The 23,608-nt window shown below is 33.4% G+C and carries 21 protein-coding genes; 12 read left to right on the top strand and 9 right to left on the bottom strand.

The genetic code is table 11. From position 1 onward, the window contains the following. Nucleotides 1-177 precede the first annotated feature (177 nt). The 6 genes from C237_RS0103530 to clpB all read left to right on the top strand — a co-directional run bounded on the left by C237_RS0103530 (nucleotide 178) and on the right by clpB (nucleotide 7,141). Nucleotides 178-417, top strand: a complete 240-nt coding sequence (locus C237_RS0103530) for an acyl carrier protein (RefSeq protein ID WP_018675116.1) — start codon at nucleotides 178-180, stop codon at nucleotides 415-417. Nucleotides 418-445: 28 nt separating this feature from the next. Next, nucleotides 446-1,693: a beta-ketoacyl-ACP synthase II gene (gene fabF / locus C237_RS0103525; protein WP_018675115.1), complete on the top strand. Its 1,248-nt coding sequence runs from the start codon at nucleotides 446-448 to the stop codon at nucleotides 1,691-1,693. After that, nucleotides 1,693-2,463 (top strand): ribonuclease III family protein, encoded by a 771-nt coding sequence (locus C237_RS0103520; protein ID WP_026315470.1) that lies wholly within the window; start codon nucleotides 1,693-1,695, stop codon nucleotides 2,461-2,463. The genes fabF and C237_RS0103520 overlap by 1 nt, the downstream gene beginning before the upstream one ends. Then, a complete protein-coding gene (locus C237_RS0103515; RefSeq protein ID WP_018675113.1) occupies nucleotides 2,438-2,905 on the top strand; it encodes an IPExxxVDY family protein in 468 nt (155 codons plus the stop codon). Before C237_RS0103520 ends, C237_RS0103515 begins: the two co-directional genes overlap by 26 nt. Further along, nucleotides 2,898-4,340 (top strand): pyruvate kinase, encoded by a 1,443-nt coding sequence (gene pyk, locus C237_RS0103510; protein WP_018675112.1) that lies wholly within the window; start codon nucleotides 2,898-2,900, stop codon nucleotides 4,338-4,340. Before C237_RS0103515 ends, pyk begins: the two co-directional genes overlap by 8 nt. Before the next feature lie 209 nt (nucleotides 4,341-4,549). Continuing rightward, on the top strand, nucleotides 4,550-7,141 hold the full coding sequence (clpB, locus tag C237_RS0103505; protein ID WP_018675111.1) for an ATP-dependent chaperone ClpB: 2,592 nt from the start codon (nucleotides 4,550-4,552) through the stop codon (nucleotides 7,139-7,141). A gap of 128 nt (nucleotides 7,142-7,269) precedes the next feature. Here clpB and C237_RS0103500 read toward each other — a convergent pair whose 3' ends face one another. Then, nucleotides 7,270-7,677, bottom strand: coding sequence for a hypothetical protein (locus tag C237_RS0103500; protein ID WP_018675110.1), 408 nt, complete (start codon nucleotides 7,675-7,677; stop codon nucleotides 7,270-7,272). A gap of 147 nt (nucleotides 7,678-7,824) precedes the next feature. Between C237_RS0103500 and C237_RS12840 the strand changes: the two genes are divergently transcribed. The 6 genes from C237_RS12840 to C237_RS0103465 all read left to right on the top strand — a co-directional run bounded on the left by C237_RS12840 (nucleotide 7,825) and on the right by C237_RS0103465 (nucleotide 12,170). Next, nucleotides 7,825-8,034, top strand: coding sequence for an RNA polymerase sigma factor (locus tag C237_RS12840; protein ID WP_018675109.1), 210 nt, complete (start codon nucleotides 7,825-7,827; stop codon nucleotides 8,032-8,034). A gap of 394 nt (nucleotides 8,035-8,428) precedes the next feature. Beyond that, nucleotides 8,429-8,767, top strand: a complete 339-nt coding sequence (locus tag C237_RS0103490) for a hypothetical protein (protein ID WP_018675108.1) — start codon at nucleotides 8,429-8,431, stop codon at nucleotides 8,765-8,767. Nucleotides 8,768-8,878: 111 nt separating this feature from the next. Further along, the gene (locus tag C237_RS13875; RefSeq protein WP_018675107.1) at nucleotides 8,879-9,943 is read left to right on the top strand and encodes a SagB family peptide dehydrogenase; all 1,065 of its coding nucleotides are present in this window, start codon (nucleotides 8,879-8,881) and stop codon (nucleotides 9,941-9,943) included. Further along, nucleotides 9,924-10,841, top strand: coding sequence for a hypothetical protein (locus C237_RS0103475; RefSeq protein WP_018675106.1), 918 nt, complete (start codon nucleotides 9,924-9,926; stop codon nucleotides 10,839-10,841). The genes C237_RS13875 and C237_RS0103475 overlap by 20 nt, the downstream gene beginning before the upstream one ends. Next, complete coding sequence (locus C237_RS0103470) at nucleotides 10,828-11,460, top strand: ATP-binding cassette domain-containing protein (protein ID WP_018675105.1); 633 nt, start codon at nucleotides 10,828-10,830, stop codon at nucleotides 11,458-11,460. Before C237_RS0103475 ends, C237_RS0103470 begins: the two co-directional genes overlap by 14 nt. Nucleotides 11,461-11,897: 437 nt before the next feature. Beyond that, nucleotides 11,898-12,170, top strand: a complete 273-nt coding sequence (locus tag C237_RS0103465) for a hypothetical protein (protein WP_018675104.1) — start codon at nucleotides 11,898-11,900, stop codon at nucleotides 12,168-12,170. Between the two features lie 60 nt (nucleotides 12,171-12,230). Here C237_RS0103465 and fabD read toward each other — a convergent pair whose 3' ends face one another. The 8 genes from fabD to C237_RS0103425 are packed head-to-tail and all read right to left on the bottom strand — an operon-like array spanning nucleotide 12,231 to nucleotide 23,451. Then, nucleotides 12,231-13,106, bottom strand: a complete 876-nt coding sequence (gene fabD / locus C237_RS0103460; RefSeq protein WP_018675103.1) for an ACP S-malonyltransferase — start codon at nucleotides 13,104-13,106, stop codon at nucleotides 12,231-12,233. Nucleotides 13,107-13,138: 32 nt separating this feature from the next. Beyond that, on the bottom strand, nucleotides 13,139-15,031 hold the full coding sequence (locus C237_RS0103455; RefSeq protein ID WP_018675102.1) for an amino acid ABC transporter substrate-binding protein: 1,893 nt from the start codon (nucleotides 15,029-15,031) through the stop codon (nucleotides 13,139-13,141). 43 nt (nucleotides 15,032-15,074) lie between these two features. Beyond that, nucleotides 15,075-16,655 (bottom strand): bacillithiol biosynthesis cysteine-adding enzyme BshC, encoded by a 1,581-nt coding sequence (bshC, locus tag C237_RS0103450; RefSeq protein WP_018675101.1) that lies wholly within the window; start codon nucleotides 16,653-16,655, stop codon nucleotides 15,075-15,077. A 7-nt stretch (nucleotides 16,656-16,662) separates the two neighbouring features. Next, nucleotides 16,663-16,962 carry a type II toxin-antitoxin system RelE/ParE family toxin gene (locus C237_RS0103445; protein WP_018675100.1) on the bottom strand — a complete coding sequence of 100 codons (300 nt, stop codon included), beginning with the start codon at nucleotides 16,960-16,962 and terminating at the stop codon, nucleotides 16,663-16,665. Beyond that, entirely contained in the window at nucleotides 16,944-17,168 is a 225-nt protein-coding gene (locus C237_RS0103440) for a hypothetical protein (protein WP_018675099.1), read from the bottom strand. The genes C237_RS0103445 and C237_RS0103440 overlap by 19 nt, the downstream gene beginning before the upstream one ends. Before the next feature lie 42 nt (nucleotides 17,169-17,210). Further along, a complete protein-coding gene (locus tag C237_RS0103435; protein WP_026315469.1) occupies nucleotides 17,211-19,124 on the bottom strand; it encodes a putative porin in 1,914 nt (637 codons plus the stop codon). Nucleotides 19,125-19,175: 51 nt separating this feature from the next. Continuing rightward, nucleotides 19,176-20,579, bottom strand: a complete 1,404-nt coding sequence (locus tag C237_RS0103430) for a RagB/SusD family nutrient uptake outer membrane protein (RefSeq protein WP_026315468.1) — start codon at nucleotides 20,577-20,579, stop codon at nucleotides 19,176-19,178. 10 nt (nucleotides 20,580-20,589) lie between these two features. Further along, nucleotides 20,590-23,451 carry a SusC/RagA family TonB-linked outer membrane protein gene (locus tag C237_RS0103425; protein WP_018675096.1) on the bottom strand — a complete coding sequence of 954 codons (2,862 nt, stop codon included), beginning with the start codon at nucleotides 23,449-23,451 and terminating at the stop codon, nucleotides 20,590-20,592. Between the last annotated feature and the right edge of the window lie 157 nt (nucleotides 23,452-23,608).

The raw sequence follows: 23,608 nt of genomic DNA, 5'->3' as shown, positions 1-23,608 counted from the left end.
CTTTACGAATTCATAAAATTAGTATTTTTATAAAACAACCACTTTAAAACCAAAGACTTGCAATTCATAAGTTGATATCAAGATTGGCACGGAATTGGATTTTTCAATAAAAATAATGAAAATGAAATGAAATTTTATATATTTGCACCGATTAATAATTTTTAAATCTTATATATTATGTCAGACATTGCATCAAGAGTAAAAGCGATCATCGCTGATAAGTTAGATGTGGAGGAAACAGAAGTTACTCCAGAAGCAAGTTTCACTAACGACTTAGGGGCAGATTCCCTTGATACTGTAGAACTCATCATGGAATTTGAAAAAGAATTCAATATTCAAATCCCAGATGACCAAGCAGAAAAAATCACTACAGTAGGTCACGCAATTACCTATGTAGAAGAAGTGGTAAACAAATAATTCAACATTTTTTGTAAAAACTAAAATTATGGAATTGAAAAGAGTAGTTGTAACCGGTTTTGGTGCTATTACCCCTATTGGAAATAATGCTAAAGAGTATTGGGAAAACCTTGTAAAAGGTGAGAGCGGTGCTGCTCCGATTACTCTTTTCGATGCCACTAATTTTAAAACAAAATTTGCTTGCGAAGTTAAAAACTTCAATCCATTAGACCATTTTGAAAAAAAGGAGTCTAAGAAAATGGATCGCAATACCCAATTCGGACTAGTTGCAGCACGAGAAGCCGTAGCCCACTCTGAGATTTTGGAATCTAATGTGGACAAAAACCGTGTGGGGGTTATTTGGGGATCTGGTATTGGCGGACTTGAAACTTTTGAAACAGAGGTTTTAGGTTGGGCAAAGACAGATATTCCTCGTTTTAATCCATTTTTTATTCCTAAAATGATTGCAGATATTACCCCAGGGCATATCTCAATAGAATATGGTTTCCATGGCCCTAACTATACTACGGTTTCGGCTTGTGCCTCTTCGGCTAATGCTATTATAGATTCCAAAATGCTTATCCAACTAGGTAAAGCAGATGTTATTGTTTGTGGTGGCTCAGAAGCGGCTATTACAGCGAGTGGTGTAGGCGGATTTAATGGAATGATGGCGCTTTCTACAAGAAATGATGATCCTAAAACGGCTTCGAGACCATTTGATAAAGACCGTGATGGTTTTGTCCTTGGGGAAGGTGCAGGTTGTATCATTTTAGAAGAGTATGAACACGCTGTAAAAAGAGGAGCTACCATCTATGCAGAGCTTAAAGGAGGCGGTATGAGTGCAGATGCCTACCATATGACGGCACCGCACCCAGAAGGATTAGGCGCTTATCTGGTAATGAAAAATTGCCTTGAGGACGCAGGTATCACCGCAGACCAAGTTGACCATATCAATATGCATGGTACTTCTACCCCATTAGGCGATATTGCAGAATCTAATGCGATTTCAAAATTACTTGGCGAACACGCCTTTGATATTCAAATTAACTCTACTAAGTCCATGACTGGGCATTTACTAGGGGCAGCAGGGGTTATAGAAGCCATTGCCACGATTGGTACCATTATGAATGATATGGTTCCACCAACCATTAATCACTTTACAGATGATGAGAAAATAGACCCTCGTCTCAACTTTACATTCAACGAACCTGTAAAAAAACAAGTCGATATTGCCATGAGTAATACTTTCGGTTTTGGTGGACACAATGCTTGTGTACTATTCAAGAAAGTAAAATAATGAGGCTTAAAGGCTATCTCCAAAAGATTCTCTCTGTAAAAAGAAGACACGCATCTAAAAAAACTTTTACCTCTAGAGAACTTCTTCTTAACCAACATCTCAACCAGATATTAGGTACCCAACCTAAACATATCCATTGGTATGATGAAGCCTTTTCTCTAAAGAGTCCTATTTGTGCTAAAAACTACGACCGATTAGAGTTTCTAGGAGATGCGGTATTAGGCAGTATTGTTTCGTACTATCTTTACCAGCAATACCCAAACGACAACGAAGGTTTTTTAACCCAAATGAAATCGAAAATTGTCAATCGAAAAAATCTTAATCAAATAGGTAATCGTTTAAGGTTGACAGAACTGGTAAAAGTTCGAAAAGGCATAAAATTTGGAGAAGACTTATCTGGTAATCTATTGGAAGCCTTAATTGGCGCTATTTATATGGATTTAGGCTATGAAATGTGTCAAACAATAGTACTCAACCGTTTATTACCTAAATCTGAAATTGCTAAATTGGAGCATAAAATCATCAGCTATAAAAGCTTGATGCTAGAATGGGGGCAAAAACATAAACTCAATATAGAATACCAAACCCAAGAGGAGCAATTGCCGAATCAGCAGAAAGTTTTTAAATCTTGTATTTTCATTAAAGGTAAAAAAATAGCGTCCGCCTCGGAAACTTCAAAGAAAAAAGCAGAAGAGAAAGTAGCCCAACGCGCATTCTATTCATTAAATAAAAAAGAGAAAATCATTGAAAAACATAAAATTAACACTTGATATAGAAGAAGAAACCCTACAAATAGGCTTGGTTCGTCTGGTGCGTCAGATGCCAGATTACGAATTCTTTTTTAAAGTTAATCAATGTAATGCCTTTAAATTTAGTAGAATTGAAGATTTTGAAATGCAGCAAAATGGGTCTATGTATCAATTTGGAAGATACCAAACCCACGATACGGTAACCAAAAGCACCTACACCTTTATTGCTAATAAATCCCATAGTGCAAAGCCTTTAGCAGAGTTTAATGATTTGTTCTCACACCTCTACGAACCTATGCAAATCTTACCAAAATACTCGGAAGTAGATTATATTCTCTTAACAAAGGAATTTTTTAACGATTTTTCAGTAATTTTGCTTCCAGAAAAATTAACTTTTCCTATACAGGAAGTTACATTAAGCCCAGAACATCAGTTCTATCAAACCTTACAATACTATGAATAAACATACAAAAAAAACTAAAATTATTGCCACGCTAGGTCCTGCCTCTTCTAATAGAGAGACGATGGTAAATCTTATAAAAGCGGGTGTAGATGTCTTTAGAATTAATTTTTCCCATGCCGACTACGACTTGGTAAGAAAAAATGTGGAATTAATACGAAGCATAAATGAAGAATACGGCTACGCAGTCTCTATTTTAGGCGACTTACAAGGTCCTAAACTAAGAGTTGGTGTAGTAAAAGAAGGCTCTTACCTCAACCCCGGCGATATCCTTACCTTTACCAATGAAAATGTAGAAGGCGATTCTACTAGGGTCTATATGACTTATAAAAAATTCCCTCAAGATGTAAAAGTTGGCGAGAGAATATTAATTGACGATGGAAAATTGGTGCTGGAAGTGATAGAAACCAACCTTAAGGATACCGTACGCGCCAAAACCATACAAGGTGGGCCGCTAAGTTCCAAAAAAGGGGTTAACCTTCCCAACACTAATGTTTCACTTCCTGCCTTAACAGAAAAAGATATTCAGGATGCAAGGTTTATCTTGGATTTAGAACTGGATTGGATTGCACTATCCTTTGTAAGACACGCTCAAGATATCAAAGATCTAAAGGAACTTATCAACGCTCATCCTACGGAGTTTAAACCACCCATCATCGCTAAAATTGAAAAACCAGAAGGGGTAAAAAATATCGATGAGATTCTAAAAGAATGCGACGGAATTATGGTAGCAAGAGGCGATTTAGGTGTAGAAGTACCGATGGAAGAAGTTCCCGTAATCCAAAAAACATTGGTGAAAAAAGCAAGAATTTATGCTAAGCCTGCCATTATCGCTACTCAAATGATGGAAACTATGATTAATAGCCTTACACCGACCAGAGCCGAAGTCAACGATGTGGCTAACTCTGTGTTAGACGGTGCCGATGCAGTGATGCTTTCTGGGGAAACCTCAGTAGGGAAATACCCCGTAGATGTGGTAAAAAATATGGCGAAAATTGTAAAAGGTATAGAAAATACACACTATTACTACAAACGAAACAGTATTTTAGAGGATAAAGTCAATTGTGTAGATAAGAGATTTATCACGGATAAAATCTGCCTTTCAGCGGTTAAAATCGCCCAAAGTGCAGGCGCAGAAGCTATTATTACTTTAACGCATTCGGGATATACGGCTTTCCAAATTTCATCGCATAGACCAGGTTCGCATATTATTGTTTATAGCGCGAACAAACGCGTCATAACGATGCTCAATTTGCTTTGGGGCGTTCGTGCATTCTACTACGATATGGAAAAAAATACCGATGAAACCGTTATTCAAGTGAATATGCTCACCACCAATTACGGCTTTGTGGAAAAAGGCGATTTTGTAGTAAACTTAAATGCCATGCCCGTACACAATGGTGGTATGACTAATACCCTAAGATTATCTACAATATAGAAATCATTACTTTTTATCATAAACGAATGAGATTGTTACCAGCTAACAGTCTCATTTTTTATTAACTTCGGAAATATTGTCATCATAATTTAGATTTGGTTTTTACAAATTAAGAAATATTGTCTTATTTTATTTAATATTTTTCAATTGTATGGTTTTTGACTAGAAAACATTGTAAAATAATAATTAATAAAAATCACAATCCATATATGAACTTAAATCAATTTACCGTAAAATCACAAGAAGCCATTCAAAAAGCCCAACAAGTGGCTATGGAATTTGGCAATCAGAGTATAGAACCTCAACACTTATTGGAAGGTATTTTCCAAAGTGACGATAGCATTTCTACTTTTCTATTAAAAAAATCAGAAGCCGATGCCCACTTAGTTCGCGAACGCAACAGAGAAAGCATTGAAAATCTGCCTAAAGTAGAAGGTGGTAACCTTTATCTATCACAATCGGCGAATAAAGTATTGCTAGAAGCCCCTAATATCGCTAAAAAAATGGGCGATGAATATGTGACCATTGAGCATATTTGGCTGGCATTATTAGATGTATCTTCACCTGTTAGCACTTTATTAAAAGATATGGGCGTGACCAAAAATCTCTTAGAAGGAGGTATTAAAGAATTAAGAAAAGGAAGCAAAGCCACTTCAGCGAGTTCAGAAGAAACTTACCAAAGTTTAAGCAAATACGCTAAAAACTTTAATGAGTTAGCCGCAGAAGGTAAGCTAGACCCCGTAATCGGTAGGGATGAAGAAATCCGCCGCGTGTTACAGATTTTATCCAGAAGAACCAAAAACAACCCTATTTTAATTGGTGAACCAGGTGTTGGTAAAACCGCCATTGCAGAAGGTATTGCCCATAGAATAATTTCTGGCGATGTGCCAGAAAACCTAATGGATAAAACCTTATACTCACTAGATATGGGAGCTTTAATTGCTGGAGCAAAATACAAAGGGGAGTTTGAGGAAAGACTAAAATCCGTAGTCAATGAGGTGACGAAATCCGATGGACAAATCATTTTATTCATTGATGAAATCCATACTTTAGTCGGTGCTGGCGGTGGCGAAGGTGCGATGGATGCTGCCAATATTTTAAAACCAGCCTTAGCAAGAGGCGAGTTAAGAGCCATTGGAGCAACCACACTAAACGAATACCAAAAGTATTTTGAAAAAGATAAAGCCCTAGAGCGTCGTTTTCAAAAAGTGATGGTAGAAGAACCAGATACAGAGTCAGCGATTTCTATCCTTAGAGGAATTAAAGAAAAATACGAAGCCCACCATAAAGTAAGAATTAAAGATGAAGCCATTATTGCAGCGGTAGAACAATCGCAACGCTATATTTCGGACCGATTTTTACCCGATAAAGCCATCGACTTAATCGATGAAGCGTCTTCTAAACTAAGAATGGAAATCAATTCTAAACCAGAAGAACTGGATGTTTTGGATAGAAAATTGATGCAAATGGAAATTGAGTTAGCAGCGATTTCTCGCGAAGGCAATCAAGTGAAAATTGACCATCTAAAAGAAGATATCGCTAAAGTCACCGATGAGCGTAATAAAATTAATGCTAAATGGCTAAGCGAAAAACAAAAATCTGAAGATTTAACTCAGATTAAGAAGGACATTGAGTCGCTTAAACTAGAAGCAGAAAGAGCCTCAAGAAGTGGGGACTACGCTAAAGTAGCAGAAATCCAATATGGGAAACTTCGCGAAAAAGAGGAAGCGCTCAAGACTTTAGAACTTGAAATGCAAAACCATCAAAATGAATTAATTAAAGAAGAAGTAACCGCTGAAAATATTTCGGAAGTGATTTCTAAATGGACGGGGATTCCAGTGACAAAATTAATCCAATCTGAACGCGAAAAATTACTTCATCTAGAAGGCGAACTGCATAAGCGTGTGGTAGGTCAAGAAGAAGCCATCCAAGCCGTATCCGATGCTATCCGTAGAAACCGTGCTGGACTTAACGATGAAAAAAGACCGATTGGTTCATTCCTATTTTTAGGAACTACAGGGGTCGGTAAAACAGAGCTCGCAAAAGCCTTAGCAGAATTTCTATTCGATGATGAAAATAATATGACGCGTATTGATATGAGTGAATATCAGGAACGCCATTCGGTATCGCGTTTGGTAGGTGCACCTCCAGGCTATGTAGGGTATGATGAAGGTGGACAACTAACGGAAGCGGTTCGTAGAAGACCTTATTCTGTTGTACTACTCGATGAAGTAGAAAAAGCCCATCCTGATGTCTTTAATACTTTACTTCAAGTGCTGGATGATGGACGACTAACGGATAACAAAGGACGATTGGTGAATTTTAAAAATACCATTATCATCATGACTTCTAATTTAGGTTCTCATATTATTCAAGAAAATTTTGAGCAATTGAACGATACTAATGAGGAAGAAATTTTAATTAAAACTAAAGAGGAAGTCTTCGGTGTACTTAAGCAATCGTTGCGTCCAGAGTTTATCAACCGTATAGACGAGGTGGTATTATTCCAGCCTTTAAGCAAAAAAGATATTGGCAAAATTGTACAATATATGTTGAGAGGATTCAACCGTATGCTAGAAAAACGCAATATCATCATGACGGCGACCGAAGATGCTGTAGCGTATATTGGGGAAAAAGGTTACGATCCTGTATTTGGTGCAAGACCATTGAAACGCTTACTTCAGCATGAAGTTCTTAACCAACTTTCTAAAGAGATTCTTGCTGGAAAAGTAAATGATGGTGACCGCATTACACTAGATTATTTTAAAGAAAGTGGTTTGGTATTTAGACCTACGGAATAATTAGTTATCCATATTAGAATAAATGATTGAAAACTCGGGCTTACCTTTGGCAAGCCCGAGTTAATTTTTTGCATAAAAAATGCACCATTAAAAAATGGTGCTTTTATGACATTTATTTAGTGAATTAATTACTGTCCTTGTTGTGCTTTTTGAGCATCTTGAGCGATTTTTACAGACCACTCAGACCAAGTTTTAGCATCTTCAGGAGACATTTTTGTCATTTGCTCTTGAGCTTTCTGTGCTAACTCAGTTCCTTTTTGTTGCAACTCTCCCATTTTAGTAGCATCAGAAGACTTCACTGCTTCTGTTAAATCTTTATAGTATGCTGCAAATTCATTAGCAAATTTTTGAATCTCAGGATCTTTAAACTCAGGCACATCTGCAGTCCCTTCTGTAGCTACTACAGTTTCTCCTTTTCCTTCCACTACCACTACGGTATCTTCTGTACCTTCTGTTTTAGTTGCAGCACCGTCTTTTTTGTTACATGCCACGATAGACATTGCCATTACACCTAGTAATAATACTGTTTTTTTCATGTTATTATTTTTTTAAAAGTTATTAACAAGACAAATATAATAAATTTATTCTAAATAAAAAATACTTACTCATAATATCTTATTTTTTATTCAACAGTGTATGTAACAAATTTGTAGTTTTGATACTTACTTAATAAAAAGTGCAGCATGTCAGCTCTTGAAAAAGAATTTTTGGATCATTTGGAACAACATAAAGGTGTGGTGTTCAAAATCGCTAAAATGTATATGGACAATTACCATGACCAAGAAGACCTCTTTCAAGAAATTACCTACCAAGCATGGAAATCATACCCCAATTTGAGAGGTGACAGCAAATTTTCTACTTGGCTCTATAGAGTTGCATTGAATATTCTTTAACTAAGCACATTAGGATAATATAAAATTTTTGATTTACTCACACGACCAATATAGCAATCCATATAATAAATCCATTAAATATTTGGATATTAAAAAAAATTACATATATTTGTGTACAGATTGTGAAACATTTTATTTGATGACATGTTCTTAACAAATTTCTTTTGCAACGAATATGAGGTTGAAAAATGATGAAAACGATGATTGACAAAAGGGAAATTGAAGAAAACGCTTTGAAATAATAGTAAAAGATTCTGAAAGATAAATATTGAATACGATCTATAATGGTAGGACTTTCCAAAAATCTGCCTTCTGCTAATTATTCAGAAAAGTTAAATTTACATTGTTGTAAATTTCACAAAAAAAGTAGGAACTAAATCTAAATCAAATAGTTATGCTACTAACATCTAATTTCCAAACAAAAGGATTCGTTCCAAAAACAAATGTAACAAACGAAGCCCCAAGAGACACTTATTCATTTGTAAATAAGTTAGTTCATGATACTTCATTTTATAATGAGTTTTCATTGAACCCACTTAAAGTATTTGGCGAAAATGGGTTTGACACGAGTAAAATCTACATTCCAAACGATTTTTCTATGCCATCTCAAGAAGAATTGAAAGAAAGACTAATGTATATTTACAGTTACGAAGATTTCGTATCCCCCGCGGAAATGTCTTCATTACCAATTCTTCCAGTAGTTTTCATTTTTATTCCAATTTTTGCATACTAAATATGAATATTAAAAGATCCAAATATTTATTTTTCTTTTTTAGAAATTTCCCAGTATTACAATTGGAAAAAAATTTTAAAAAATGAACAAAATTTCGAGGAACAAATTGTTTTGATTCCTATTCTGTATGGAAAAGAAATAATCGTATCTCGTGATGAATTTAATTGGATTATAAGTATTGATGATAATAAATGGGTTAGTGTTGGTGAAAGCGATTTATTAAAAAAATTTCTCAACATTGGCGTTATATTAACAAATGAAGATACCAATAAAAAATGTATTCAATATTTAGAAAATGAAAATTTGTTAATTGAGCAAAAATGGCATATATATGCAGCTTTATTTAATTTTATGACCAAGTGGAAAGATATAAATGTTAATTTTAAATCTTCTGCAGTCAAGTTAGATTCTGAAGATGATATGAAAAAAGTAATTGCTCAAAATGGTTACCCGCCCTCCTATTATCACAAAATTGATAATTGCTTGGATAAAATTGCTTTATCATATGAAGATAAGAAAAAAGATGCTTTTTTTGATATTTTATTGAAAAGAAAAACAACGAGAAATTTTGATATTAATAAAAAAATGTCATTTGAGGATTTATCTGTGCTTCTGAAATATACTTTTGGAATTCAAGGAACTCGTTCATTATATGAATCTGATATAGTTTCTGTAAAGAAAACCAGTCCATCAGGAGGAGGGATGCATGCTACAGAGGTTTATTTATTGATATTGAGAGTGGAAGGAATTAAACAAGGACTTTATCACTATAATGTACAGGAAGATAGTTTGCATTTAATTAAACCTTATTCAATTGAAGAAGCAATAGAAAAAGCCAATTTGTTTACTGTTGGTCAAGAATATTGCACAAACGCATCTGTACTATTCTTCTTAGCTCACAGATATTTTAGAAATTTTTGGAAATATCGTAAAAATTCAAGTGCCTATTCAGTTTTATTGCGAGAGGGAGGACATCTATGTCAAAATATTTATCTAATAGCAACAAAACTCAATTTAGGAGTATTTACTGCAGCTATAAATCACTCAAACATTGAAGATGAATTAGGACTTAACCCTTTTGAGCAAGGGATTTCAATGATGGCAGGTGTGGGAATTATTGATGAAAATCCAATATTTAATTTAGAACCTACTTTTAATGAGTTTATTTCTGAATAAATTATTTAGGCATCTATTTTTTAGATTTTCGCAATTATTTAGGATTGTAAATTTATCTCCAAATATTGGGATTGCTTATATATTTGAAATATTATTATTTGTCTTTATTAAAATTGAAAACAATAATTATTACCCATATATATTTTTAATCCCAATATTTATTTTTCACTTTAATAGAAAAGATATAAAATTTTTAAAACATGTTTTTAAAGGTAAATCGAAACTAATTTTAATTTGTGAAAATATAATCTTTTTTATGTTTTTATGTATAACAAATTTAAATTACAAATTTAACTATTCATTTACAATACCTTTAATGATTATTATTTTGATTTCTACAATTACTTCTAAAAAAAGAATATCATCGATAAATTTAACTTTTCTTTCCAATAGACATTTTGAAATCAATTCTAGTTTTAGAAGAAACCCTATCGGTTTTATTACTATCATAATATTGTTAGTCATTTCAGGTTATCATCCATTTACATTATTTTTCTATGGAATATTTTTTTTAGACTACTTTTCAAAGATTTATAAATATAATGAAAGTAAAGAGCAATTAATAATGACTTTCAAAAATTCAAAGTTAAAAACTAAATTATATGATAACCTAAAATTTTTTAACTTAATTCTTATATTTACATCGCTTTTATATTTTTTGATGGATAATCCAATACAATTTTATTTGGCTTATTTGTTAATTGTAAATATATTTTTTTCGCTAATAATAATCAGAAAATATGTTCAATATTTTCATCTACAAAAAGAAAATGAATATAACACAGGAATTTATATGGAGTATTTAATAATTTCAATACTTATTATTCCTGGTGTATTAAGGATTTATAAAAATTTTACAAAAGCAAATAAAAATATTGAAAAATATGTTGACTATTAATAACTTAAGCCTTTCATTTAATGAAAAAATCGTATTAGATAACTTAAATTTGAGCATCCACAACTCTTCAATCTATGGGATTTTAGGTAAAAATGGTGCTGGGAAAACTTCACTTTTTGAGTGCCTATTTCAAACATATAAATATTCTGGACAAATATTATTAAATGATCGCAAAATTACACGCAAAGAAATTAGTTATTTAGAAACAGAAAATTATTTTTACCCTTATATTACAGGAAAAGAATATTTGTCTTATTTTTCTGAAAGCAAACATGATTATATAGATTTGGTATCAAAATTTAATTTGCCATTAGAAAAATATATTGAAAATTATTCGAGTGGAATGAAAAAAAAGATAGCATTAATTGGTAACTTAATATTAGACAAACCTATTTTAATATTAGATGAACCTTTTAATGGTGTTGATTTTGAAGGAGTAATCATGCTTTACGATTTAATAAAATTATTGAAAAAGAAGAACAAAATAGTCATTATCAGTTCACATATTATTGAAACATTATTTAATACATGTGATGAAATTGGTGTTTTAAATGATGGTAAAATTGAAAATCAATTTTCTAAAAATGAATTTGAAAAATTACAAAATTTTGCATTTTAAAAAACGTACTAAAAAAAATTATAAAAACAACTTCGTTTAAGCCATTTTAAGTGATTTATTTTTAGATTGAGAAAACTTATCTATTTTCGCAGTTTTACAGATACTTTAGCGTAGGATCCTTAGAGGAGTAGTGAAGTATATTATTTAGGTATTTGAGACAGATTTCTCTCCACCTTCACCTTTACTTTCGTCTCACGAAAACTAGCAGCCACTTTAGTTTTTAAAATAGAACAATTTTAATACGTTTTTATACTATTCTTAATAGCTTTCATTCATTTCAATTGAAAATCAATAAAATAAATTATTTTTAAAATTTATGTTATATTTGTTATGCAACAAATACAGTTTTACAAAAAATCCAATGTTTTAATTTTATAACCTTAATATTTTTAGTACTACTCTATTCTTATATACTTCATGTAATAGGCAAATATTGGTTGCAACAACTCTATGGAAAGTATGTCGTAGAAATTTCAGACCTTGTAAATCAAATGACCGATGAGCCAGATGACTTTCAATACGATAGAAATTTTTTAAAACCTAAACAAAATCTTTGGTACAATCAAACACATATTTATTTTGAACGAAAATTTGGCAACTCAGCAATTATCATTAATTATATCTTCTGGATAATTTTAGTTATGTTAGCCATATTTATTATTGGTATTATTGTTGGCTATATCGGTGTTATGACAGGATTAATAAAATAATTTACTCAAAATAGTTTAACAAAAAAATCTTGCCTCATAATAAAGCAAGATTTTTTAATGTTACATCGCAGAAGAAACTGCGACTTCGGGATCTATTTTTTTGATTAACCCTTGTAAAGTTTTTCCAGGTCCTACTTCTACAAATTTTGTAGCGCCGTCTTTTATCATATTCTGAACTGATTGCGTCCACTTTACTGGCCCTGTCAGTTGGGCGATAAGATTTTTCTTTATTTCTTCTTCATCTGACACCGCAGTTGTTACAATATTTTGATAAATAGGAAAACTAGCTTTTCTAAATTTAGTTTGCTCTATGGCCGCTGCCAATTGGTCTTGTGCTGGCTTCATCAATGGTGAGTGAAACGCACCATTGACAGGTAATACCAAAGCTCTTTTAGCCCCTGCTTCTTTCATTTTTGCGCACGCTTCTTCCACTGCTTCAGTTTCTCCAGAAATTACTAATTGCCCTGGACAATTATAATTAGCTGGCACTACAATACCATCTACTTCCGCACAAATCGCTTCTACCTTAGCATCTTCTAAGCCTAAAATAGCCGCCATAGAAGAAGGATGTGCATCACACGCTTTTTGCATCGCATCGGCCCTTTGTGCTACGAGTTTTAAACCATCTTCAAAAGAAAACACACCACTGGCAACCAAAGCAGAAAATTCTCCTAAAGAATGTCCTGCCACCATTTCTACGGTTGTGGCATCAATTACTTTTACTGTGGCTACCGAATGGATAAAAATTGCGGGTTGTGTTACTTGCGTTTGTTTTAAATCTTCTGGCGTTCCAGAAAACATCATTTTAAGGATATTAAATCCTAAAATTTCATTGGCAAATTCCATTAAGTCTTTTACATCCTTACGGCTATCGTAGAGTTCTTTTCCCATCCCTACAAACTGAGACCCTTGCCCCGGGAATACTAATGCTTTCATATTATATTTTTCAGATATCTATTTATATTTTTCTATGGTAAAAGTCTTACTACACGGTAACCTATATTAACATAAGCCCCGCCAGATTTCACTTTTTTAAATTCAAATTTTGTAGCCAACTGCGTTTGGGCATCTTTCATTCTCTTGAACACTTCCCCTTTGGTATTTTCTCTTGAGAGCATATCGCTCACGATATCGAAACCTATAACAGCGTATTTTGTTGGCGTTTTACAATATTTTTTATTATAAGCAACTAAAACTTCTTTTTCAAAGCTCCCTTCAGTATTGATTTTTCTATCCATAATATACACCAAACTCGCTTGGCTTAGTCCATCTATATTTCTATCAAACGATGGGGTATAGAACATACTAAACGCCTTGATACCTTTAGTTTCTTTAGATAATTCAATAATTTTTGAAGAAAATGCAGCCCCAATATTATCGTCGTCATTAGCCAATATAGCGATTACAGGTAAATTCTGTCCCGTCATCATATTTTGTTCTAATGCGATTTCTGATGCACCATTGACCAAAACAATGTTCGGATTTTTAAGGCTCTTTTCTAACTTTTGTTTTAGATAGTTAGCATTTTCTCTATCCTTACCCGATACAATATAGATTTTTTGGTCAGAAAATACTTCTTTTACCTCTTGAGCAATTCTATCAGCATAGATTAATTTATCCGTTTCGGCAATAATAAGATTGCCATAGCCATACATCTCTGGACTATTGGCAAAAGGAGCCACCACTGGGATTTTCTTATCCTTTACATAATCCAACACCTCTACTACATTAGATTTAAACAATGGCCCGATAATCAAATCTGTATTATCTCTATTGATTTGCATTAGGCTTTTCTTAAAGGCATTTTCGTTGCCAGCATCTATCACTTTAAAGTCAATTTTTTGACCTTTAGCCGCGTTCATTTCCACAGCCAATTTAGCACCTGTGAGGAAATCTGCGGATAGATTGCGATATTTAGAATCCCCCGCATCAAAACCAAATGGCAACATTAATACGACATTGAGTGCCTCCCCATTATTTTTAATGTATGCCTCATCCAATTTTTTTATTCTAAGCACCATACCTGCTTTTAGTCCATTGGACAATTCTGGATTAAGCTCCAAAAGGTCATCTAAATCAACATTAAATTGGTTGAGAATCCCAAACACGGTATCCCCTGCCTGCACCTTATAGGTTAAATAATCGTCTTTTACCGTAGTGGCGGTATATGTCCGCTGTGGCTGTTCTTCCACTACTTTTTCTGTGATTTCTACGGCGTCTTTAGGTGTTTCGGTATATTTTATTTTAATCACATCTCCTACCTTCAAGCCTCTTTCCTCCAACCCTGGGTTTATTGCAAACAAATCCTTCTTACTGATTTTAAATTTCCTACTGATTTTATAGTAGTTATCTTTAGGTTGTACTTCATATTCATCCGCCGATAAAACTTTTGCTGAAGTATTTGCTACCGCTTCTTTTACTTCTTCTACTGGTTTAGCCACCGTAGTTTCTACTTTAGCAGATGCATTTTTATCTGCATACTTATTGAGTTTACCCAATGGCAATAGCACTTCCTCACCTATTTTCATTTCTAGGTTGGGATTTAAAGCTCTTAGTTCTTTTTCTGTGATATGGTATTGTTTGGTAATGCCATAGAGGGTCTGCTTGGGTTGCAAAATTATCTTCCCATATTTTGCACTGGCTGTATTCTGTTGAGAACTATTCTTTTTCCCTACTTTTACGATTTGCCCAATTTGTAGCGTCCCATTTTTAAGTTCTGGATTGAGTTCATACAACTCCTTAAGGGTTAATCCATATTGTCTCGAAATAGAGTATGGGGTTTCTTTAGGTGTTACCTTATGCGTTTGTGCTTGCATCCACCATCCCATAACAAATAACGGAACTATAAGTAATTTTTTCATTTTTTATCTTGATAAAGTCGGTTACAAAAATACATCTTTCTAATTAAATCCCACAAACAATCATCATAGAATTCTCTACACTTATTTCATCATAGCATGTCTTCAGCCATTGGCCGCCTAGCGTTTTATAGAACACACTAAAATTGTACTGTCGTTCCTGCCATTTTTTATTGGGCGATAGCTTTTCGTTCAACCGCATTAAATATTCTAACTGTTCCGTATGCTTGATGCGTTCGGCTTTTAGCAAGCGTTTTTTCATTTTGTCATACGACTTGAGTTGGCGGGTTTGCTCGGCGTCTACTAAATTGTAAAATGTTTTTTCGGTAAGCGAGGCTTTTACTTTTAATTCATCAAACCCTTGTTCTAAAAGGTGTTGTTTTTCATTAATCAGTTCTAATAAAGGATGCTCTTTGAGGAGTTTATCATTAAATTTTTTTTGATAATCATTAAAAAAATCTTCTATTTCTAGTCCCGATTGTTCTATTTTTTGCGCCGTCTTTTCAGTGATAAACGCCATAGAATTTCTGGGAATTAAAATAGGAAATTCCAAACCAATACTTTTAAAATAATCTACCAACTCCAGCCAATACGCCACTTCGGCATTGCCTCCTATATAAGCGATATTGGGCAAAACCGTTTCTTGGTAAACGGGACGCAAAAGAGCATTTGGGCTAAAGCGTTCGGGATGTTGCTCTAATTCTTCTATAATTTCGTTCTCTGTAAATTGTATTTTGGTGTCCACCACATGATAACCTTCTGAGATATTTTCAATTCTATCCCTCGTCTCTGAAAGGTAAAACAAATTGATTTCTCTTGGATTCACCTGAACTTTGCCATATTGCTCAGATAACATATGGACTTTTTCTGCTGTGGTATGGTATAGTTTTTGAGATTTTAATTCCTCTTTAAATAAGGGAATCATTTGAGATTTCAGTGTTTTATCATCGCCATCTAGTAATAATAAACCATAGTCTGCAAATAACTTTTGGGCTAAAATTCGGATGGCTTTCGCCAAAGTATTTTCTACGCGATAGGCTTCTTTCATCCAACAGATTAGCGTTTCACCATATAATTCTTCCTTAAAATCTTGAGCAAACACATGGATAAAATCTGGGTTTTCCACTTTTATTCTTCCTACTGCACCGCCTTTTTTTGCATTTAATTCGTAATAATTTGCTTCGGTTCTAAAATGATTAATTTCCTCAAAATCATGGTCTTCTGTTGCCATCCAAAATATAGGGACAAACTGATATTGAGGCATTTTTTTCTTGAGATATTCGCAAGTTTTAATGGTTTGCAAAATTTTATAAATAAAAAATACGGGGCCCGTAAATAGATTTAACTGATGTCCCGTAGTTACCGTAAAAGTGTGGTCTTCTAACAACAAATCAAGGTTAGCTTGTTGTGCATTAGATAAATCAAAACCTTGGTACTGCTTAGCCATGACTTGGTGCAGTTGCTTTCGCTGGGCTTTAGTAAATACCTGTTGTTTGTGTTTAACTTTGGACTGTATATGTTCCAAGCTAAAGGTGTAGGGTTGAAAATCCTCAAATTTTTCATCTAAAAAATCTTTGATGATTTGAGGAATAGAATCTATATTTTGAAATGGAATTGTTGTGACCATTAATGTATTATTTTAAACTCAATTGGCTCTGATGTCTTCTGCCATCCCAAACCGTTAATATTTTGATATGTGTAGAATGGTATTCATAAAACATAAGATAAGACCTTACAATGGTAACGCGAACAGATGCGATACTGGTAGGTCTTCCAATAGTTGGGTGTGTCGCCACTCTTCTTGCGGTTTCTACAAATAATCGGTTTAGTTTTATGCTATAAACTTTAGACTGATTTCTAGAAATCCAATACTCTAAAATCTCTTTTCTTTCGATATTGGCTTTTTCTGTCCAAATTATTTTTCTTTTAGCCATTGTTCTATCGCATTATTGGCTTCATCTTCTGATAAGGTATTATCTTTTTGGGCTTTTATAATGGCTTGGTATTGCTCATCGGTAAGTGTATAGACCTGAGAATTAGTTTCAAACTCTAACCAATATTGTAGGTCTTCAATCAACCGAGCTTCTTTAATTTCGGTAATTTTATTGATGAGATTCAACTTTAGTGCAGCAGTATCCATATCTTATTTTTTACAAATGTAAGAATAATCTCTCACATAAATCTAGTAAAACAAATACCATACAATTCCCAAATTTAGCCTAAAATCGGCGATAGGATAATACGGTGCAGTATAGGATTGATTTTTCATAAAAGTAGTATTAAAATGCTGTCCCTCAATATAAATCAACATCCGTTTTACTTTTAAATTAAAATAAGCATTAGCAATTGGCTGTCCTCCAATACTATAACCATTAGGAGACGGCAGACCAAATTCATTCAGCATAGGCAAATACACTCGGGATTTAAATTTAGAGAAATAATAGAGATTCAACCCCGTTTGAATTTCTGCTGCTTTTTTAAAAGCATCGGTTTGGTAGTAGAGGTTAAGCCGCCCTATGAGTTTTGGCATGGGATATAAATCCCCATTGGATAACGCTGTCTGGAATAAAACTTCTGGTTTAAAATGAAATTTACGATAGTTTAGATTAAATGTTCCTCCAATTTGAGCCATGTTAAGAGCATTACTACTCTGCTTTGGCTGTCCCCATGAGGTAAAATAAGTGTAATGGTCTAATCTAAAATATTTAGCTTTAAGCTGAGCATCGAACCATTTTAGTCCCATTGTTCCACCAATTTCCAATACATTTTGATTTTTAAAATCTTGAAAATTATAATTAAAATTCTCAAAAGGCGAACTATTGACTAGCGCGTTAAAACTCGGAGCTGCTGACTGGAAATTAACCTCCGCATCAATAAAATAATTTTCAATCGGTTCAAATCTTAGCTGATTGGCAGACCTTATATAAGTTCCAAAAACATTCCCTCTAGATAATTCCAAAGCCGCATCTAAATCCAACTTGTCCCACAAGTTCATTTTTAAATGCCCTATGGCTCCTATTCTATTTTCTTTTTCTTTGTATGGCTTGATTGGATTATTCGTTCCTAATTCTATATTTTGATAGCGTACACCAGCATCTAGTTTAAACCGAGTATCATCCCAAAGCAAACTGATTGTATTGCTTAAATTATTAGCGTATTTTTTACTTCCCGTAGGCATCCCCTTTACTAAATCTCCGCCTCCATTATTTTTCCAATAGGCATCCGAAGTCGATGTATTAAAATAATATTTATTCCCTTGATGGAAAATTGTATGTCGAACTTTAAACGGAAATTTTTCAGACGAAAATGGTCTAAACTGATGGCTATAATAATACCTCCTATAATATAAACGGCTATCGGCATTAGATAGATTAACCTCTAAGTTTTCTCTTGTTTTAAAACGAGAATCGTTAAGGAAATTGTCTAAATTGGTAATCCCGCCATTCTCCTCATTATTGATGTTTTGATGGGAATAATGGGCATAGGCTTCATATTTGTGATTCGGAGATTGATAGTGTGCCGATACGGTAAAACGATTGTTCGCCGCTAGACTCCTTCTATAAAATCCTTTGGAGCGCAAACCAGAATATTCCACCGCGAAATTAAAATCTTTGCCTATATTTTGAGTATAGGTTGATTGTAAAGCACCTCCATTATTTACACCATTATGGTAGACAAAAGCCGTAGTTGGTGTTTTTACATTATAGTAGTTAATGTCTTCTATTCCTTTAATCTTGTAAGTTTTATTAGTAGGCAGCAAAGTTAAGTTTTGTTGAGGATTTACCTTAAACACCAAATCTTGATACCCCGCTCCTATATTAGAAAATGGAATCTTACCGACACCATCGGCATTATTATATTGGGTAAACTGATAATATTTATCAATAGTAAAAACCGTATCGAAAGATTGGTAGGCTCCAAATTGGGTTTTAAATTGATAGTCTTGCATTGTAGGCACAAAAACTGCCAACGAATCTTTACTTCCATTATCTACCACTAGAGAGTCCTTGTTAATTTCACTCAAATCACCTCCAGCTTTAAGAATTTGTCCCTTAACACTAGCTACAATAAATAGCATAAAAAAAATGTACCTCATAATAAAAATATGAGGTACAAATTTAGGGATTTTAAATTGATTATTTAAATATTAGTTATCATAACCAGGGTTAGCAACAATTTTGCTTCCTGTAACATTAGTTTCATCTCTAGGTATAGGGAAAGCTAATAGATAATCTCCAATATTCTTATCAAATTTAGTATCTCTTGCTCCAGTATTCGTATAAAAAGGAATTACAGAGTTCCATCTAAGTAAATCCCAATATCTAAATCCTTCACCAAGTAATTCTTTAGATCGCTCAACTTTAATACCATCTAATGTTATTGAAGTAGATGCTGTTAACCCTCTATTAACTCTAATATCATTAACATAATCCAAAGCTTTTGCTGTATTGCCTGTCATGAAAGCTGCTTCAGCAGCATTTAATAGCACCTCTTCATATCTTATGACTTTAACATTATTGGATCCCTGAAGACTAGAAAATTTACCATTCAGAAAATATTTGCCATCATCAACAGTAATTAAACTAAGTCTTACATCATCATTATCGTAACTATTTAATAAAGAAGGCAATACTGCTATGTTAGCATAACCATTGGAATTCATAATGTAATCGTAAGAGTTTGTACCATTAGCACCATTTATTCCTACAGCAAGTTCAAAAATACTGTTTTCAGGATTTTCCTTAGAAAAGGAAAGTTTCAGATCACTCGCTTTAGCAACGGAATATGCTTTTGAATTAATTACATCGTCAGCATATTTTAAAGCCTTATTATAATCTTTTTTATAAAGATAATATCTAGACATCAATGCCTTTACAGCATATTTATTAATATAAGTTTTATCACTTAAAGCACCTGAATCACCAATATAATCCAAAGCTTTGGCAAAATCAGATTCAATTTGAGCCCTTGTTTCATCAACACTTGCTCTTGGCATTTTAGCGCTAGGGTTATATTCTAACGGAAGCACAATACCTAAATTTCCAGAAGAATACTCTTGACCATAAAGTCTTAATAAGTCAAAAAATGCTTGAGCTCTAACAGCATATGCTTGCCCTTTAAGATATTTAAGTTCATTTTTACCACTAGCATCTAAAGCGCTACCTCTATATGTAAGATTATCTGAAGCATTAATGATAATATTAGCATTAGCGACCACTTGGTAAATTCCATACCAAGTATCTTTAGCATCAGCACTTTGTGAGGTCATCGTATATGTTGCGAATTGAACATTTCTACCACTATACAGAGTACAATAAGTTTCATCAGTATGTATTTGTGCATATGCTTTAAGAGATTTACCTAAATAATGTCTAGAACGCATTTTAACATACATACCATTCACAAAAGAGTTCAATTGCTCTACCGAAGTAATAGGTATAGCTACTTCAGATTGAAAAAACTGTGTTTCAGTGAAGTCTCGACTACATGAAGTTAGTACAAGACCACTTGTAGCTAACAATATTGATAAGTTATATACTATTTTTTTCATTTTTTTTCATTTAAAAGTTAAAATTAACACCTAAACTGTATGATTTCATCGGAGGTAATGTTAAGTTCGCGTTACCACCAAGTTGTAAATCAGGGTCAAAGTTTAAGTTTTTATCAAATGTATGAGTCCATAAATTATTACCCAACACATACAACTGTACACCCGAAACACCATTAATCCCTAAAAAGTTTTTATCAAAATTATAAGCTAATTTTAAAGTTCTTAATCTTACATAATCTCCTTTATATAAGAATCTAGTAGATGCTGCATTTGCATTATTATTACCATTACCATAAATAGGTGCTGGATTTAATGCGTCTCTATTGTCAGGTGTCCAAAAATCTAACTGCGCCTTATATCCAGGATAGGTTGCAGTATATTGTCCATCACTAAATAAGTATATAGCCCAAGAATCATATATTTTATTACCGAAACCATAACTAAATTGTGCCTCAATATCAAAATTCTTATATGAAAATTGTGTATCAACTCCCCCAAATATTTTAGCATATGGTGATCCTTGTACCTCTTGTTTAGCTTCGTTATAGTTTGAGGTAGTCTCTCCGTCTATACCATTCTTATACCATAGAGGTTTACCATTTGAACTGTCAACTCCTGCCCATTTTCTTAAATAAAATGCATTAGCCGTTTCACCTTCTCTTAAGATTCTTGATCCCGAAATAACATCCTTACCTTCAGCTAAAGTTAAAACTTTATTATCTAAGGTACTGAAGTTCGCATTAAGTGACCATTTTAAATCTTTGCTCTTAATAATTTGTGCACCCAATGTAAATTCTAAACCAGAATTTCTCATTGAACCAACATTTACATACTTGCTAGCATATGCATTTCCAGATATAACGTTGTATCCTCCTTGAGACATAGATAAAGGTATGTCAAATATCATATCGGAAGTAACCTTATTATAATAAGCAAAACCTAAAGTTAACCTATTTCTAAATAAGCCCAAATCAAACCCAATATTCAATGGCTTTAATGTTTCCCATTTTAAATCTCTATTGTCTACACCTATTGGATATGCACCGGCTTTGTCTCCATAATTTGCACCATAAAAATAGGTATAGAAAGGTGACACATCAACAGATGGTAAATTACCTACCGTACCATAAGACGCTGAGAATTTCAATTGAGATATTGATTCTACATTTTTAATAGACTCTAGCCTAGCTAAGTCAACACCCACACCCGCAGACCAGAAGTATCCAGATTTGTTATCATCCCAGAAGTTCGAAACTCTATCTTGTCTACCTGATAAATCTAACAAAAATAATTTATCATAATCATAATGAACTGTTGCAGCATAACCACCTCTTGAAATAATTCTTTTACTACCTACAGCAGCTCTAGGAATAATGAAATTATCTAATGTTTGTAAATTTGGTGACCCCACCACGTTAGCTTCACCTCCAACTAGTCTTCGATCCTCTCTATAAGCTTCTTGTATTAAACTTGCAGAGAAATTATTTCTATCTCCAAATTTTAAATCATAAGACAAAATATTTTGGACATTAAAATTAAAGTATCTTGTTGCATAACTATACATTGCTCCTCCTAAATTGTAACCGTCTCCATGTAATGGTGATGCATATGAATCTTCTTCAATATTAATTAACTCTGGAGCAAAAACAAATCTATATGTTAGATTTTTAGCAATTTTATATTCAGCTTGTAAATTAGCAAAAACTCTTGCAGTACCTGCATTTTTATAATTTAAATCTTGAAGTGCAGCAACATTAAATAAATTATTAGACATTTTTCCGTTTGCACCACCAAGATAATACGATCCATCGGCATTTCTAACAGGATCTGTTGGTCTTAAGAAATATTGTCCTAAAATAGGATTGGCAAATGTACCACCTTGGCTTAGAGTTTTAGTTTTACCATATGAAGTTTGAATGTCAGTCGATAATGTTAATTTATCAGTCGCTTTAAAATTTACTCTAGTAGTACCTGAAATTCTTTGAAATGATGATCCCTTAGTAACACCATCTTGATTAAAATATCCTAAGGATGTATAATAAGTTAGTCTATCATTACCTCCAGAAACAGACAGGTTATTTTTCTGAAGCAAAGCTCCCCCTGTTCTTTCAGTTTCATTTCTCCAATTAGTACTAACAGTAGAGTTAAAAATATTTTTTAAACTACCCCCTAATTTACCATTTTCAGCCGCTTTTCTAGCTTCTTCAACAGACATTCTATAACGATTAGCTATACCATGAGATAAAAGAGTTTGCATCTCTGAGGTAGAAAGCCCTTCATGACCATTTATAGCTCTATAAGCTACACCAGTTTCAGAAGTTAAATTAAATCTAGCCGCTCCTCTTTTACCGGATTTTGTTGTGATTATTACTACACCCGCACCAGCATCGGCACCATATACAGCTGTAGACACCGCATCTTTAAGTACAGTTACACTTTCAATATCAGCATCATTAAGATTAGCTAAAATATTACTTGTTGTTGAATTTATCGTAAGATCTCCTTGAGCCACTCTAACACCATCAATAATTATAATTGGATTATTACGACCATTAATCGAAGCCATACCCCTAATTCTAATATTAGCAGCTCCACCAGGCTGTCCTGTTGACATACCCATCTGAACACCAGCTACCTTACCAGCCATTGCTTTATCAATAGATCCAGAATTGGAATCGGCAATGTCTTTGCCAATTTTCCCCACAGAACCGGTTAATTCTTTAACTGCTTTCTTCTGTCCAAATCCCACCATCACCACCTCTTCAATTTCTCTGGTTTTGACAGTGTCATTTTTAGTTTTTTGTGCCATAACGCCTTGAGCTCCCATAAAGAAAACCGCTCCAGCAGTTAGCACTTGTAATTTAACATTCATATTAACAAAATTTAATATTATACCATGCAAAGATGTTAAATTTTATTAACAAATACAAATTTTTATTTAATAAAAAAATATTGGAGTTTACAATAAGAAATTAGATAAAAAAATGAATATTATACTTTTTATATTAAAAAACACATAATACTTAACA

The sequence above is a fragment of the Riemerella columbina DSM 16469 genome (assembly GCF_000374405.1).
Classification (GTDB): Bacteria; Bacteroidota; Bacteroidia; order Flavobacteriales; family Weeksellaceae; genus Riemerella; species Riemerella columbina.
This window is presented reverse-complemented; position numbering and strand designations above follow the sequence as displayed.

Excerpts from the sequence above, each read along its gene's own strand:
- C237_RS0103530 (WP_018675116.1), top strand. The coding sequence starts at position 178 with ATGTCAGACATTGCATCAAGAGTAAAAGCGATCATCGCTGATAAGTTA.
- fabF (WP_018675115.1), top strand. The coding sequence starts at position 446 with ATGGAATTGAAAAGAGTAGTTGTAACCGGTTTTGGTGCTATTACCCCT.
- C237_RS0103520 (WP_026315470.1), top strand. The coding sequence starts at position 1,693 with ATGAGGCTTAAAGGCTATCTCCAAAAGATTCTCTCTGTAAAAAGAAGA.
- pyk (WP_018675112.1), top strand. The coding sequence starts at position 2,898 with ATGAATAAACATACAAAAAAAACTAAAATTATTGCCACGCTAGGTCCT.
- clpB (WP_018675111.1), top strand. The coding sequence starts at position 4,550 with ATGAACTTAAATCAATTTACCGTAAAATCACAAGAAGCCATTCAAAAA.
- C237_RS0103500 (WP_018675110.1), bottom strand. The coding sequence starts at position 7,677 with ATGAAAAAAACAGTATTATTACTAGGTGTAATGGCAATGTCTATCGTG.
- C237_RS12840 (WP_018675109.1), top strand. The coding sequence starts at position 7,825 with ATGTCAGCTCTTGAAAAAGAATTTTTGGATCATTTGGAACAACATAAA.
- C237_RS0103490 (WP_018675108.1), top strand. The coding sequence starts at position 8,429 with ATGCTACTAACATCTAATTTCCAAACAAAAGGATTCGTTCCAAAAACA.
- C237_RS0103475 (WP_018675106.1), top strand. The coding sequence starts at position 9,924 with ATGAGTTTATTTCTGAATAAATTATTTAGGCATCTATTTTTTAGATTT.
- C237_RS0103470 (WP_018675105.1), top strand. The coding sequence starts at position 10,828 with ATGTTGACTATTAATAACTTAAGCCTTTCATTTAATGAAAAAATCGTA.
- fabD (WP_018675103.1), bottom strand. The coding sequence starts at position 13,106 with ATGAAAGCATTAGTATTCCCGGGGCAAGGGTCTCAGTTTGTAGGGATG.
- C237_RS0103455 (WP_018675102.1), bottom strand. The coding sequence starts at position 15,031 with ATGAAAAAATTACTTATAGTTCCGTTATTTGTTATGGGATGGTGGATG.
- bshC (WP_018675101.1), bottom strand. The coding sequence starts at position 16,655 with ATGGTCACAACAATTCCATTTCAAAATATAGATTCTATTCCTCAAATC.
- C237_RS0103445 (WP_018675100.1), bottom strand. The coding sequence starts at position 16,962 with ATGGCTAAAAGAAAAATAATTTGGACAGAAAAAGCCAATATCGAAAGA.
- C237_RS0103440 (WP_018675099.1), bottom strand. The coding sequence starts at position 17,168 with ATGGATACTGCTGCACTAAAGTTGAATCTCATCAATAAAATTACCGAA.
- C237_RS0103435 (WP_026315469.1), bottom strand. The coding sequence starts at position 19,124 with ATGAGGTACATTTTTTTTATGCTATTTATTGTAGCTAGTGTTAAGGGA.
- C237_RS0103430 (WP_026315468.1), bottom strand. The coding sequence starts at position 20,579 with ATGAAAAAAATAGTATATAACTTATCAATATTGTTAGCTACAAGTGGT.
- C237_RS0103425 (WP_018675096.1), bottom strand. The coding sequence starts at position 23,451 with ATGAATGTTAAATTACAAGTGCTAACTGCTGGAGCGGTTTTCTTTATG.